14 protein-coding genes and 1 pseudogene are annotated in these 14,626 nt (G+C 63.9%); 8 read left to right on the top strand and 7 right to left on the bottom strand.

The genetic code is table 11. The features are described 5' to 3' along the window. Nucleotides 1-73: 73 nt before the first annotated feature. On the bottom strand, nt 74-949 hold the full coding sequence (locus F1002_RS13770; protein WP_150429634.1) for a YihY/virulence factor BrkB family protein: 876 nt from the start codon (nt 947-949) through the stop codon (nt 74-76). A gap of 28 nt (nt 950-977) precedes the next feature. After that, a complete protein-coding gene (gene gpmI, locus F1002_RS13765; protein WP_150429633.1) occupies nt 978-2,618 on the bottom strand; it encodes a 2,3-bisphosphoglycerate-independent phosphoglycerate mutase in 1,641 nt (546 codons plus the stop codon). Between the two features lie 287 nt (nt 2,619-2,905). Between gpmI and F1002_RS13760 the strand changes: the two genes are divergently transcribed. The 8 genes from F1002_RS13760 (at nt 2,906) to clpX (ending at nt 8,830) form a co-directional block, all read left to right on the top strand. After that, nucleotides 2,906-3,247: an amine oxidase gene (locus F1002_RS13760; RefSeq protein ID WP_150429632.1), complete on the top strand. Its 342-nt coding sequence runs from the start codon at nt 2,906-2,908 to the stop codon at nt 3,245-3,247. 122 nt (nt 3,248-3,369) lie between these two features. Further along, nucleotides 3,370-3,939: a DUF1415 domain-containing protein gene (locus tag F1002_RS13755; protein ID WP_150429631.1), complete on the top strand. Its 570-nt coding sequence runs from the start codon at nt 3,370-3,372 to the stop codon at nt 3,937-3,939. 68 nt (nt 3,940-4,007) lie between these two features. Beyond that, nucleotides 4,008-5,444: a class II fumarate hydratase gene (gene fumC, locus F1002_RS13750; RefSeq protein ID WP_150429630.1), complete on the top strand. Its 1,437-nt coding sequence runs from the start codon at nt 4,008-4,010 to the stop codon at nt 5,442-5,444. 97 nt (nt 5,445-5,541) lie between these two features. Continuing rightward, nucleotides 5,542-5,781, top strand: coding sequence for a DUF2789 family protein (locus F1002_RS13745; protein ID WP_150429629.1), 240 nt, complete (start codon nt 5,542-5,544; stop codon nt 5,779-5,781). 86 nt (nt 5,782-5,867) lie between these two features. Next, nucleotides 5,868-6,647: a septum site-determining protein MinC gene (gene minC, locus F1002_RS13740; protein ID WP_191090411.1), complete on the top strand. Its 780-nt coding sequence runs from the start codon at nt 5,868-5,870 to the stop codon at nt 6,645-6,647. Between the two features lie 39 nt (nt 6,648-6,686). Continuing rightward, nucleotides 6,687-7,502 carry a septum site-determining protein MinD gene (gene minD, locus F1002_RS13735; protein WP_150429627.1) on the top strand — a complete coding sequence of 272 codons (816 nt, stop codon included), beginning with the start codon at nt 6,687-6,689 and terminating at the stop codon, nt 7,500-7,502. A gap of 1 nt (nt 7,503) precedes the next feature. Beyond that, nucleotides 7,504-7,761, top strand: coding sequence for a cell division topological specificity factor MinE (gene minE, locus F1002_RS13730; protein WP_150429626.1), 258 nt, complete (start codon nt 7,504-7,506; stop codon nt 7,759-7,761). 76 nt (nt 7,762-7,837) lie between these two features. Beyond that, complete coding sequence (gene clpX / locus F1002_RS13725) at nt 7,838-8,830, top strand: ATP-dependent Clp protease ATP-binding subunit ClpX (protein WP_150429625.1); 993 nt, start codon at nt 7,838-7,840, stop codon at nt 8,828-8,830. Between the two features lie 86 nt (nt 8,831-8,916). Here clpX and F1002_RS13720 read toward each other — a convergent pair whose 3' ends face one another. From F1002_RS13720 to F1002_RS13700, 5 genes and pseudogenes are all read right to left on the bottom strand, one after another. Further along, nucleotides 8,917-10,584, bottom strand: coding sequence for a cation acetate symporter (locus F1002_RS13720; RefSeq protein ID WP_150429624.1), 1,668 nt, complete (start codon nt 10,582-10,584; stop codon nt 8,917-8,919). Continuing rightward, nucleotides 10,581-10,895, bottom strand: coding sequence for a DUF485 domain-containing protein (locus F1002_RS13715; RefSeq protein WP_150429623.1), 315 nt, complete (start codon nt 10,893-10,895; stop codon nt 10,581-10,583). The genes F1002_RS13720 and F1002_RS13715 overlap by 4 nt, the downstream gene beginning before the upstream one ends. Nucleotides 10,896-11,005: 110 nt before the next feature. Next, complete coding sequence (locus tag F1002_RS13710) at nt 11,006-12,649, bottom strand: electron transfer flavoprotein-ubiquinone oxidoreductase (protein WP_150429622.1); 1,644 nt, start codon at nt 12,647-12,649, stop codon at nt 11,006-11,008. Between the two features lie 3 nt (nt 12,650-12,652). After that, nucleotides 12,653-14,431, bottom strand: a complete 1,779-nt coding sequence (locus tag F1002_RS13705) for an acyl-CoA dehydrogenase C-terminal domain-containing protein (RefSeq protein ID WP_150429621.1) — start codon at nt 14,429-14,431, stop codon at nt 12,653-12,655. 27 nt (nt 14,432-14,458) lie between these two features. Beyond that, a pseudogene (locus tag F1002_RS13700) lies at nt 14,459-14,626 on the bottom strand (electron transfer flavoprotein subunit alpha/FixB family protein); the annotation flags it as partial.

The following is a 14,626-nucleotide window of genomic DNA, read 5'->3' as shown; positions in this document are numbered from 1 at the left end:
TACAACCGTAAAAACCCTTATCGAATTTCACCGGCCCGCCGGTCACGGGCCGTTTGCATGGCACCGTCATGAATCAGGCTGGCGATTTCTGCAACTGCTCGTATTCGGCGATCACCTGCGCCCCGAGCAAGAGCAGGGTGGCCGCCAACTCCATCGAGAACAGCGCGACGACAGCGGTCGTCAGCGAGCCGTACACGATGCTGACCTTGGATAGATGGGCGAGATACCAGACCAGCAGGTGGCGCAGGATTTCCCACAGGATGGCGGCGCTGAAGCCGCCGATCAGTGCATGGCTGATGCGCGTGCGGCCGACCGGGATGGCTAGGTAAAGACCGGCCAGGACCAGCGTTTCGATCAGCACACCCAGCGCATAGAACAGGGTGCCGGAGAGCCCTCCAAGGCTCCAGCGGTGGCCGAACAGATCAATGCTTTCCCGCGCCACGGCCTGCACCATGGCCGAGGCCAGCGTGACCGCCAGCAAGGTAACGCCGAGCAGCAGCACGAAACAGTAGGGCAGGATGGCCGATACCAGCGCATGGCGCGGTTTTTCCCGGCCGCGATGCGAAAAGATGATGCACATCGCTTTCTCCAGCCCGGAGAAAGCCAGCGAACTGAAGAAGATCATGGTCCCGATCAACAGCACGCCAACGCCAAGACCGTTGTTCAGGAAAGCCGACACGTCGGCCAAGACCGCCTGCGACTGGCTGGGCACCAGCCATTCGAGATAACGGCCGAGTACCGTGAAGAGATCGGCCTCGCTGACCACATGCGACAGCGCGAACACGGTCAGGATCAATAGCGGCACCAGCGACAGGAGCGCGTAATAGGCCACCGCACCAGCCAGCAACAGACCCTGATTGGCCATGAAAGCCTTGAGCACCCGCAGTCCGAAAGCGACCGGGTGGCGGACCACGTGCACCACCCGGTCGTGCTCGGAAGCTTCCTTCATGGCCGCGCCGCCCTCGTCAAGCACCGCCTTACTTGATCGCCAGCACGCTATCGTCCCAAGCCGCGTGCTTCTCGTAGCCGAGCAGGTTGGCGATGGTCGCCGCGATGTTCGACAGGCCGCAGGTTTCGGTCTGCGTCAGGCCCAGCTTGCCGCCCGACACGTTGTCGTAAAGGATCAGCGGCACCGGGTTCAACGTGTGTGCCGTCTTGGCCTTGAACGAACCGTCCTTGTTCATCGCCGGCTGCTTGGTCTTCTTGTCCAGTTCGAACATTTCGTCGGCGTTGCCATGGTCGGCAGTGATCAGCGCCACGCCGCCGGCTGCATCGATGGCCTTGAGGACGCGGGCCAGCGACAGGTCGACGGCCTCGACGGCGATGCGTGCCGCCTCGAAGTTGCCGGTATGGCCGACCATGTCACCGTTGGCGAAGTTGCAGCGCAGGGTTTTGTACCGGCCGGACTGGATGGCGGCAATCATCGCGTCGGCGATCTCGGCGGCCCTCATCCACGGCCGCTGCTCGAAGGGAACCACGTCGCTCGGCACTTCTTCCCAGGTTTCGCCCTCGAACTTGCCGGAGCGGTTGCCGTTCCAGAAATACGTCACGTGGCCGAACTTCTGGGTTTCCGAGCAGGCGTACTGGGCAATGCCCAGCTTGCTGAACCATTCGCCGGAGGTGTCCTTGATCGCCGGCGGGGCGACCAGGAAGCGCTTCGGCAATTGCAGGTCGCCGTCGTATTGCAGCATGCCGGCAAAGGTCACCTGCGGGTAGCGCACACGGTCGAACTTGTCGAAGCTGGCCTCGACGAAGGCGCGGGTGATTTCGATGGCGCGGTCGCCGCGGAAGTTGAAGAAAACGACCGAATCGCCGTCCTCGACGGTGCCGATCGGCTGGCCGTTGTCGGCAATGACGAATTCCGGCAGGTCTTGGTCGATGGTGCCCGGATGGCGTTCGCGCATGCCGTTGACCGCCTCGGTGGCATTGGCGAACTGCGGGCCCTGCCCCAGCACGTGCGTCTTCCAGCCCTTGTCGACCATCGCCCAGTTGGCGTCGTAGCGGTCCATGGTGATGTACTGGCGGCCGCCGCCGGAGGCGATGCGGGCATCGAAGCCGCCACTGCTGATCTCGGCGAGGAAGGCCTCGAAGGGCACCACGTAGTCCAGCGCGCTGGTTTCCGGTACGTCGCGACCGTCGAGCAGGGCATGGATGCGAACGGTCTTGACACCCTCCGCCTTGGCCCGCTCGACCATGGCCTTCAGGTGGTCGATGTGGCTATGCACGTTGCCGTCGGAGAACAGACCGATGAAATGGATCACGCTGCGGCCGGCCTTGGCGCCGGCGACGATTTCCTGCCAGGCCGAGCCTTGCCAGATGTCGCCGCTGCCGATGGCGTTCGACACCAGTGCAGCACCTTGCGCATAGACTTGGCCAGCACCGATGGCGTTGTGGCCGACTTCCGAGTTGCCCATGTCGTCGTCGGATGGCATGCCGACGGCCGTGCCATGCGCGCGCAGGCGGATGTTCGGGTAGTTGGCGAACAGGCGGTCGAGAGTCGGCTTCCGGGCGGCGGCGATGGCGCTGCCGACATCGGTCTTGGGCAGGCCGTAGCCGTCCATCACGATGGTGACGACCGGGCCTTGAATGCCGGCGAAGGTGGAGAGCTTCTGCAACATGGCGTGTTTCCTGCAAAAAAGCCGGCCGGACATGACGGCGGCGTGTTGGGAAAACGTTTATTTTACCTCGTCGCACCGCACCGCATCGTGAACCAGGCGACGCCAGCCAATCCCGGCGAGTAGCCTCAGCACATGTAACAGGGCTGGAAACAACTCGGTCACGCAGCGATACACAGCCTTACATTCGCACTGACATCCGAACGCCAACAGGGCGCGTTATTCGGCTCATGGCGCTGCAATGTCGCAGCACCTGAAAACGAAACAACAACCTGTTTAGGAGATTCAAAATGATCAAGACCGTTATCGCTCTGGCTGTTGCTGCTGGCTTCGCTTCCGCCTCCTTTGCTCAAGGCGCCGCCGCACCGGCCACTACCGCTGCCCCGGCAGCCAAGGTCACCGCCCCGGCACCGGCTACGGCCGAAAAGAAGGTCGAGGCACCGAAGGCCGCCGAACCGGTGAAGGCAGAAGTTGCCAAGACCGAAGCCAAGGCCGAAAAGCATGCCGCTCACGAGAAGCATGAAAAGCACACCCACAAGATGGCCAAGGTCGAAAAGGCCGGCGCAAAGAGCGAAGCCAAGCCGGCTGCTACCCCCGCACCGGCAGCCTCGCCGGCCCCCGTCACCCGCTAAGCAAGCACACCCCGACAAAAGCCCCGGACCCGGTCCGGGGCTTTTGTCTTTCCGGCGGCACACGGAAGCCTGTACCAACTGCTAGACTCCGGCCTTCATCAAGCGCTGAGCCGAGCCCTGTCATGTCCGCTGTCCTTTTCCCGTGCGCCGAAGATGCCGCCGAACCCATTCTCTCTGCCACGCGCCTGTGGCTTGAACGGGCGGTGATCGGCCTCAACCTCTGCCCCTTCGCCAAGAGCGTCTTCGTCAAGAAACAAATCCGCTATGCGCTGAGCACCGCGATGAGCGCCGACGAATTACTGGCCGAGCTGGAAAACGAACTGGCCTTGCTGGCGAATACCGACGCCGATCAACTCGACACCACGCTGCTCATCCACCCGCAGGTGATGAGCGATTTCCTCGACTACCATTTCTTCCTAGCCGAAGCCGAGGCGCTGATCCGCAACAACGGCTACGACGGCGTGTTCCAGATCGCCAGCCTGCATCCGCAATACGAGTTCGCCGGCAGCGAGCCGGACGATGTTGCCAACTACACCAATCGCGCGCCCTACCCGATGCTGCACCTGCTGCGCGAAAGCAGCATCGACCGCGCCGTGGCTGCTTTTCCCGACGCAGCCGACATTTTCGAGCGCAATATCGAAACCATGGAAAAGCTCGGCCACGAAGGCTGGCGCAAGCTCTGGTTGGGGTAAACCGGCATGGCCGGCGCCGAGGCGAGCGACTATGGTGAAGTATGCCGATCACCGCGAGGAGCCGCTCCATGCGTCACTACCCGACCGCCAGCAATATCGCTCACCCCGGTGCAACCCGCCCCGAACGTGACAGTTTCGGCAGCATAGAAGTCCCCGCCGATCATTTGTGGGGCGCACAGACCCAGCGCTCGCTCGAACACTTCGCCATTTCCAGCGAGCGCATGCCGCGCAACCTGATCCATGCCCTGGCTCTGGTCAAGCGCGCCTGCGCCCGGGTCAATGGCGAACTGGGTCTGCTGCCAGCGGACAAGGCGGCGGCGCTCACCACGGCGGCCGGCGAAATCCTCACCGGCCGGCATGATGGCGAATTTCCCCTCGCCGTCTGGCAAACCGGTTCCGGCACCCAGACCAACATGAATCTCAACGAAGTGCTGGCCAACCGCGCTTCCGAATTGCTCGGCGGCGAACGTGGGGTGCAGCGCCTGTTCGACGCCAATGACGAGGTCAATCGGGGGCAATCGTCGAACGACGTCTTTCCCACCGCCATGCACGTCGCAGCCGCGCTCGACATCAACCGGCAGTTGCTACCCGCCCTCGCCGACCTGCAGGCGACCCTGGCCGGCAAGGCGCAGGACTTCGCCGGCATCGTCAAGCTCGGCCGCACGCATTTGCAGGACGCCACCCCGCTTACCCTCGGCGACGAGTTTTCCGGCTACGCCGCCCAGCTCGAGCAGGCCCGGACGCTGATCGCCACCACCTTGCCCGCGCTGTACCCGCTGGCCATCGGCGGTACGGCAGTCGGCACCGGACTGAACACGCCATCCGGTTTCGGCGACCGGGTCGCCACCATCCTCGCCGGCGACTGCGGACTGCCTTTCACCAGCGCCGGCAACAAATTCGCCGCACTGGCCGCCCACGACGCGCTGGTTGCCGTGCACGGCACGCTGAAAACGCTGGCCGTGGCGCTGATGAAGATCGCCAACGACGTGCGCTGGCTGGCGTCCGGCCCGCGTTCCGGGCTGGGCGAACTAAGCATCCCGGAAAACGAGCCGGGCAGCTCGATCATGCCGGGCAAGGTCAATCCGACCCAATGCGAAGCGCTGACCATGCTCTGCTGCCAGGTCATCGGCAATGACGTGGCCATCGGCCTGGGCGGCGCATCCGGGAATTTCGAACTGAATGTGTTCAAGCCACTGATCGCCCACAACGTGCTGCAAAGCATCCGCCTGCTTGGCGACGGCATGCGCAGCTTCGACCGGCATTGCGCCCGCGGCATCGAGGCGATGCCGGCGCGCATCGCCGAAAATCTCGAACGCTCGCTGATGCTGGTCACCGCACTGGTGCCGCATATCGGCTACCAGCGGGCGGCCGAGGTAGCCAAACGGGCGCACCGCGAAAACCGGACGCTGCGCGAAGCCGCCCTGGCCCTTGGCTACGCGACGGAAGCGGAACTGGGGCGCTGGCTCGATCCGACCGCCATGCTCGGCAAGCCCCCTGAGGCATAACCGGTGGTTTGCACAAAATCACGCTGAACCACTCGACGTCAATGGACTCTGATCTCCATGGAAACGGGCGACATGCCCACTGGAAAAGGAGACCGCCATGAACCGCTCGCCCCTCGACATGCCCAGCCTGTTTGCCCAGTTGGGCCAAGCCGACGACATGCCGGCCATTGCCCGCTTCATCGAAAGCCATAGCCCGCTGCCCGGCGCGACCTTGTTGCACGAAGCGGCTTTCTGGAGTGCCTCGCAGGCCACTTTCCTGCGCGAAGCCATCCTCGACGACGCGGAATGGGCCGCAATCGTCGATGTGCTGAATACCGAGCTGCACACCCGCCATTAGCTGCGGCACCCCGCCCAGCGCCGAAAAAACATCTCGGTCCACGCCTGTGGGATAATCCACTCCCTTTCGCAGCACAAGCAGCAGGCATGGCCAAAGATTCACCGATTCAATTCAAGGGCACCGCGCTCAAGATCATCCAGGCGCAAATCCGCACCACCGAAATCGCCGCCTTGCATGCCGCGCTGGCCGAACTGACCGGCAATAGCCCGGACTTTTTCGAAAACGACCTCGCCGTGCTGGATTTCAGCGGTGCCGAAAACCTGCCGGCGGCGGCAGATTGGGGCGCCATCCGCCAGCTGCTGCGCGCCTCCGGCCTGCACGCTGCAGCCACGCTGGGTCTGCCGGACGAACTGGCCGCCGCCGCCGAACAGGCCGGGCTGCCGGCAATCAGTGCCGGCGCCCTGAGCCGCCCGACGCGTGCCAAGGCCCCCGAACCCGCGCCCGAACCGGTCCCGGCTCCGCCGCCGGTCGCCGTGCCCGTTCAGGCCGTTGCACCGCCGCCCGCGCCGCAAGCCGTGCCGCGCACGGTAACCCTCGACAAACCGCTGCGCTCCGGCCAGCGCTTCTACGCCAAGGACAGCGACCTGATCGTCACCGCCATGGTCAGCGCCGGTGCCGAAGTGATCGCCGACGGCAACATCCACGTTTATGCCCCGTTACGCGGCCGCGCCCTGGCCGGCGCCAGCGGCGACCGCAACGCCCGCATCTTCACGACCAGCCTGGAGGCCGAACTGGTCTCCGTGGCCGGCCTGTACCGCACTTTCGAAGCCGGCGTGCCGCCTGAACTGGCCCGCCAGCCGGCCACCGTCAGCCTGAGCGGCGACGACGAACCGACCCTGAGAGTCGATCCGCTGGCGCTCAGGTAAAATTATCCCAATCCAATAACTTCCCAGCGAGAACCCAACGTGACCCGAATCATCGTCGTGACTTCCGGCAAGGGCGGGGTCGGCAAGACCACCACCAGCGCCAGCTTTTCCACCGGCCTCGCGCAGCGCGGCTTCAAGACGGCCGTTATCGACTTCGACGTCGGCCTGCGCAACCTCGACCTGATCATGGGCTGCGAACGCCGCGTCGTCTATGACCTGATCAACGTCATCAACGGCGAAGCGACGCTGACCCAGGCGCTGATCAAGGACAAGCACTGCGACAACCTGTACGTGCTGCCCGCCTCGCAGACGCGCGACAAGGACGCGCTGACCGAGGAAGGCGTCGAGAAGGTGCTCAAGGAACTCGAACACCAGGGCTTCGACTACATCGTCTGCGATTCGCCGGCCGGCATCGAATCGGGTGCCGTGATGGCCCTGACCTTCGCCGACGAGGCGCTGGTCGTGACCAACCCGGAAGTCTCCTCGGTGCGCGACTCCGACCGCATCCTCGGCATCCTGCAGGCCAAGTCGCGGCGCGCCATCGAGGGCCGCGAGCCGGTCAAGGAGCACCTGCTCATCACCCGCTACAACCCGACCCGCGTCGAGGCCGGCGAAATGCTGTCGTACAAGGACATCCAGGAAATCCTGCGGGTGCCCATCATCGGCGTCATCCCGGAATCCGAGGAAGTGCTGCAGGCGTCGAACCAGGGCTCGCCGGTCATCCACCAGAAGGATACCGATGCCGCCGCAGCCTACCATGACGTGATTTCCCGTTTCCTCGGCGAGGAGCAGCCGCTGCGCTTCGTCGATTACGTCAAGCCGGGCCTGCTCAAGCGCCTGTTCGGAGGCAAGTGACATGTCCTGGCTCCAGAAACTGTTCGGCAACCAGCCGAAAACGGCCCAGGTCGCCAAGGAACGCCTGCAACTGATCATCGCCCACGAACGGGACGGCGGCGGCAGCACGCCCAACTTCCTGCCCGACCTGCAGCGCGAACTGATCGCCGTGATCTCCAAGTACGTCAAGGTCAATCCGGACGACATCCGCGTTTCGCTGGAAAAGCAGGATCGCTATGAAGTGCTCGAAGTGAAGATCGAGCTGCCGGAAAAGAGCTGATCTAAAAGCGCCGGCGTCTTTACCCGCCGACCCAAACCGGCATAGCATCGGGGCATTACCGTCAAGGAATGCCCCGATGTCCATTGCGCTCAAGCCCAGCGAAATCGTCGCCCGCCTCAACGAACACGTGATCGGCCAGGAGACGGCCAAGAAAACGCTCGCCGTCGCCATCTACGGACATTTCCGGCGCATGGCCGGCCGCAACCCGGACAGCGTCGAACTGACCAAGAGCAACATCCTGCTCATCGGCCCAACCGGCACCGGCAAGACCCTGCTCTGCGAAACGCTGGCCCGCATCCTCGATCTGCCCTTCGTCACCGCCGACGCCACCTCGCTGGCCCAGACGCAGTTCGTCGGCGACGAGATCGAGGCCATCCTGCATCGCCTGCTCGACCGGGCCGGCGGCGACCTCGCCAAGGCCCAGCGAGGCATCGTCTTCGTTGACGAGGTCGACAAGCTGAAGGCGGTGGACGGCCAGAGCCGCGCCACCTCCGGCGAAAGCGTCCAGCATGCCCTGCTCAAGATCATGGAAGGGGCGCCGGTCAAGCTCAAGGACGGCCGGCACATCGACACCACGCACATCCTGTTCATCTGCGGCGGCGCCTTTGTCGGCCTCGACCACATCCTGACCAGGACGCACACCTTCGGTTTCATCGCCACCCAGGGCGGCGACGACCAGAAAATCCTCGAACGCCTGAATGCCCGCATCAAGCCGACCGACCTGCTGGAGTTCGGCCTGATTCCGGAATTCGCCGGCCGCCTGCCCATCGTCACCCGCCTGCACGATCTGACGCAGGACATGCTGGTGCGCATCCTGACCGAGCCGAAGAACGCCATCTACCGGCAGTTCCAAGCCATGCTGGCAGCCGACGGCGTGACGCTGGAGGTGGCAACGCCGGTTTTCGCCCAGATCGCCGGGCTGGCCATCGAATACAAGGCCGGCGCCCGCAGCCTGCGCGGCATCTTCGAGGAAATGATGGTCGATGTGATGTACGCCGTGCCGGATCACCCGGCAATCAAGCGGGTGACGATCAACTCGCTGTTCGAACCGCCCAAACTGAGCGCCTAGCGCAGGGCAAAAAAAAGGGAGCCCGAAGGCTCCCGAAAGGTATGAGACAACGGTGCTGTTCTCCGAAGTCTCTCCCGCAGAGTCGTTTAGTGCGCGTGCGCGCCGGCAGCGCCGAGCCCGGTCTGGGCGCGGATGTACTGCTCCTCGAAAGCCTCGGCTTCCTTGGCCGCACGGGCGCTCTTGTCGGTCACCGAACCCAGCCAGGTGACGACGAAAGCCAGGGTCATCGAGATGATGGCCGGATGGTCGTACGGGAACACGGCCTGTGCATTGCCCAGGACCTTGACCCAGACGGCCGGCGACAGGACGACCAGGCCGACGGCGGACACCAGGCCGGCAATGCCGCCCCACAGTGCGCCGCGGGTAGTCAGGCCCTTCCAGTACATGGACAGGATGAGCACCGGGAAGTTGACCGACGCGGCAACGCCGAAGGTCAGGGCGACCAGGAAGGCGATGTTCTGGTCCTTGAACAGGATGCCGAGGGCGATGGCGGTGAGGCCGATACCGACGGAAGCGATCTTGGTAACCTTCATTTCCTGCGCGCTGGTCGCCTCGCCCTTCTTGATGACGCGGGCGTAGAGGTCGTGGGCGATGGCCGAAGCACCGGCCAGGGCCAGACCGGACACGACGGCCAGGATGGTGGCGAACGCCACGGCCGACAGGAAGCCGAGGAAGATGTCGCCGCCGACCGACTTCGCCAGGTGCATGACCGGCATGTTGCCGCCACCGATCAGCTTGCCGCCGACCTGGCCGCCTTCGAAGAAGGCCGGGTTCTGGCCGACGATGACGATGGCCGAGATGCCGAGGATGATCACCACCAGGAAGAAGAAGCCGATGAAGCCGGTGGCGTAGAAGACCGACTTGCGGGCTTCCTTGGCGTTCGGCACGGTGAAGAAGCGCATCATGATGTGCGGCAGGCCGGCGGTGCCGAAGAGCAGCGCGAAGGACAGCGACACGGCGGATACCGGATCGGCCATCAGCGAACCCGGCGCCATGATCTTGATGCCGGCCTTGTGGGCGGCGACCGCCTGGCCGAACAGGTTCTCGAAGGAGAAGCCGAACTGGCTAAAGGCGAGCAGCATCAGCGCCGTACCGCCACCGAGCAGCAGGCAGGCCTTGATGATCTGCACCCAGGTCGTGGCGACCATGCCGCCGAAGGTGACGTAGACCATCATCAGGATGCCGACGCAGACCACGGCCATGTTGTACTCCAGCCCGAACAGCAGCTGGATCAGCTGGCCGGCGCCGACCATCTGCACGATCAGGTAGAAGCAGACGACGGTCAGCGAACCGAAGGCGGCGAAGGTGCGAATGCGGCTCTGGTCGAGGCGGTAGGAGGCGATGTCGGCGAAGGTGAACTTGCCGAGGTTGCGCAGGCGCTCCGCCATCAGGAACAGGATGATCGGCCAGCCGATGAAGAAGCTGACGGTATAGATGAAGCCGTCGAAGCCCTTGGCGTAGACCAGCGAGGTCAGGCCGAGCAGGGTCGCCGCCGACATGTAGTCACCGGCGATGGCCAGGCCGTTCTGGAAGCCGGTGATGCCGCCGCCGGCCGTATAGAAATCGGCCGTCGACTTGGTGCGGCCGGCCGCCCACTTGGTGATGCCGAGGGTGGCAATCACGAAGACCATGAACATGGCGATGGCGCTGACGTTGAGCGGCTGCTTCTGCACGCCGTCGAGCGCACCCGGGGCAGCGATGGCCAGGCCGGCGATCAGCAGGCCGGCGGACAGGGCGATGAGGGAGCGCTTCATTTCTGGGCCTCCTTCAGGATCTGCTGGTTCAGGTCGTCAAATTCGCCGTTGGCACGGCTGATGTAAACGCCGGTCAGCAGCCAGCCGCCGACCACCATCAGGGCGGCCAGCGGCCAGCCCCAGGTCATCACGGACCCCTCGGCCAGCGGCTTGGCCAGCAGGCCGGGATTGAAGGCAGTGACCATCATGAAGCTGTAATACGGCACCAGCACCACCAGCGAAAGAATGATCGCGAAGCGCGTGCGCTTGCCGACCAGTTCGGCAAATTTCGGATTGCTCCGAATCTTCGCCTGGATATTTTGTTGAGACATGAATCCTCCTCGAAACCCCAATGAATAGGAATGAAAGTTGTTTGCTGTTCTCTTGGTTTTATATGTTTTGACCGGGCGACCCGGATGTCCCGGAGTCACCCTGTCGGGTCTTACATGTTTGGATAGTTCGGCCCGCCGCCACCTTCGGGCACCGTCCAGTTGATGTTCTGGGTCGGGTCCTTGATGTCGCAGGTCTTGCAGTGCAGGCAGTTCTGGCCGTTGATCTGCAGTCGCGGCTTGCCCTCGTCCTCGCCGAGGATTTCGTACACGCCGGCCGGGCAATAACGCGTTTCCGGCGCACCGTACCTGGCGTAATTGACCGAGATCGCCACCGACTCATCCTTCAGACGCAGGTGCGTCTGCTGGTTTTCCTCGTGGTTGGTGGCTGACAGGAACACCGAGGACAGGCGGTCGAAACTGATCTTGCCGTCCGGCTTCGGGTAGTCGATCTTCGGATAGGCGTTCTTGTCGCCCAGCTGGCTGTGGTCGTCGTGGTGACGCATGGTCCACGGTGCCTTGCCGCCGAACAGGAAGGTGTCGATCGCGCCATAGGCCAGACCGCCGAGCAGGCCCCACTTGAAGGCCGGGCGGATATTGCGGACCTTGTACAGTTCGGCCCACAGCCAGCTCTGCTTGATCTGCTCGCCGTATTCAGTGACCTCGGCCCCGGCGCCTTCCTTGAACAGGTGCTCGAACACCGCCTTGGCGGCGACGATGCCGGACTCCATGGCCATGTGCGTGCCCTTGATCTTCGGCACATTGAGGAAGCCGGCGGTATCGCCGACCAGCAGGCCACCCGGGAAATGCAGCTTGGGCACCGACTGGTAACCGCCTTCCGACAGCGCGCGGGCGCCGTAGGAAATGCGCCGGCCGCCTTCGAAAAAGCCGCGGATGGCCGGATGCGTCTTGTAGCGCTGGAATTCCTCGTACGGCGACAGCCACGGGTTCTTGTAGTCGAGGCCGACGACATAGCCGACCGCCACCAGGTTGTTCTCCAGGTGATAGAGGAAGGAACCGCCGTAGGTCGCCGAATCCACCGGCCAACCGACGGTATGCACGATCAGGCCGGGCTGGTGCTTGGCCGGGTCAATTTCCCACAGTTCCTTGATGCCGATGCCGTAGGTCTGCGGATCGATGCCGTCACGCAGGTTGAACTTGCCGAACAGCTCCTTGGTCAGCGAACCACGGCAGCCTTCAGCGAAAATGGTCTGGCGGGCATGCAGTTCCATGCCCGGCTGGAAATTGTGGCCGGGCTGGCCATCCTTGCCGATACCCAGGTCGCCGGTGGCGACGCCCTTGACCGAACCGTCCTCGTGATAGAGCACCTCGGCGGCGGCGAAGCCCGGGTAAATCTCGACGCCCAGCGCCTCGGCCTGCTCACCCAGCCAACGGCACAGATTGCCCAGGCTGATGATGTAGTTGCCGTGATTGGACATCTGCGGCGGGGTCGGCAGCTTGAACGAACCGCTTTCGGTGAGGAACAGGAAGCGATCCTCGCCGGCCGGCGTGTTCAGGGGCGCACCGCGCTCCTGCCAGTCCGGGAAAAGCTCGTTCAGGGCATGCGGCTCCAGCACGGCGCCGGACAGGATGTGGGCACCGATCTCGGAGCCCTTCTCGAGCAGGCAGACCGAGATTTCCTTGCCGCTCTGCTCGGCCAGCTGCTTGATGCGGATCGCCGCCGACAGCCCCGAGGGGCCGCCGCCGACGATCACGACATCGTATTCCATCGCATCGCGATCGGTACGCATCGTCATGGCTTAGAACAGGTTCTCGGCCAGGCCGAGGGTCGATGCCGCACCGCCCATGACTTCGGCGGCATAAGCAGCGGCGAACGGCAGCTGGTGGGTGGCGAAGTACTCGGCGGTGGCCAGCTTGGCCTTGTAGAAGTCGTCGCTGCTGCCATCGGCCAGATGCTTGGCGGCAATCGCTGCCGACTTGGCCATCAGCCAACCACCGACCACGATGCCGGTCTGCTTCAGGAAGGGCACGGAGCCGGCATGTACAGCAGCCGGGTCGTTGGCATAGGTCGCCAGGATCCAGTCAGAGGCGCTGTTCAGCGCAGCAATGCCGGCCTTCAGGTTGGCGGCGATGTTGGCCAGCTGCGGGTTGGCGGCAATGGCGTCGGCATCGGCCGACATTTCGGCGATCAGCGTCTTCATCGCGGCGCCCGGCACCTTCTCGCGGGCCAGCTTGCGGCCGACCAGGTCGTTGGCCTGGATGGCGGTCGTGCCTTCGTAGATGGTGGTGATGCGCGAATCGCGGTAGTACTGGGCGGCGCCGGTTTCCTCGACGAAGCCGACACCACCGAAGACCTGCAGCGCGGTCGACGACAGTTCGACGCCCTGCTCCGTGCTCCAGCCCTTGATGACCGGGGTCAGCAGGTCGATACGAGCCTGCGCGGCGGCGTCGCCGGCATGCGCCTTGTCGATGTTGGCGGCGCCGTAGTAGGCCAGCGTGCGCATGGCTTCGGTGCGGGCCTTGCAGTCCATCAGCAGGCGACGGACATCCGGGTGATGCAGGATGGTCTTCTTCTCGCCGGACTTGTCGCCGATGATGGCGCCCTGCACACGTTCGCGGGCATACCACAGGGCATGCTGGTAAGCGCGCTCGGCGATGCCGACGCCTTCCAGGCCGACGTTGACGCGGGCATGGTTCATCATCGTGAACATGTAGCCGACGCCCTTGTTCTCTTCGCCGATCAGGTAGCCGATGGCGCCTTCCTTCTCGCCGTAGGACATGACCGCCGTCGGGCTGCCGTGGATGCCGAGCTTGTGTTCGATCGAGGCGCAGATCAGGTCGTTGCGGGCACCGAGAGAACCGTCGTCATTGACCAGGAACTTCGGCACCAGGAACAGCGAGATGCCCTTCAGTCCCGGCGGGGCATCCGGCAGGCGGGCCAGCACGAGGTGGATGATGTTTTCGGCGACGTCATGTTCGCCCCAGGTGATGAAGATCTTGGTGCCGCTCACCAGGTAGGTGCCGTCGCCAACCGCCTTGGCCTTCGAGGAAATGGCGGCCAGATCGGAACCGGCGTTCGGCTCGGTGAGGTTCATCGTGCCGGTCCAGGTACCTTCGACCATCTTCGGCAGGTACTTCTGCTTCAGTTCGTCCGAAGCGTGGTGGGCGATGGCTTCGATGGCGCCGCCGGTCAGCATCGGGCACAGGCCGAAGGCCATGTTGGCGCCCTTCCACATTTCATTGACGGCCATCGAGACCACGGCCGGCAGACCCTGGCCACCGTATTCCGGGTCGAAGGGCATGGACATCCAGCCGGTTTCAGCGAACAGCTTGTAGGCTTCCTTGAAGCCCGGTGCGGTAGTGACGACGCCGTCCTTGCAGACGTGACCGGTCTGGTCGCCGACCTTGTTGATCGGGTCGAGCACGCCGGTGGCGAACTTGGAGGCTTCGTCGAGAATGGACTCGACGAGTTCGACCGAGCACTCCTCGTTGCCCGGCAGGGCACAAATTTCTTCAAGACCGGCGATTTCATTGAGGACGAACTGCATGTCGCGGATCGGGGCGATATAGGTACTCATACGGGTTATCTCCTGGATGTTCTTGGTTTAGACGGCTGCCACGAGGGCGGGAACGGTTTCGAAAAGGTCGGCGACCAACCCGTAATCGGCAATCTGGAAGATCGGAGCATCGGGGTCCTTGTTGATGGCGACGATGACCTTGGAGTCCTTCATGCCGGCCAGGTGCTGGATGGCCCCGGAGATACCGACCGCGAT

Origin of the sequence: Dechloromonas sp. CZR5 (assembly GCF_008711155.1) — a bacterium.
Taxonomy (GTDB): Bacteria; Pseudomonadota; Gammaproteobacteria; order Burkholderiales; family Rhodocyclaceae; genus Azonexus.
This window is presented reverse-complemented; position numbering and strand designations above follow the sequence as displayed.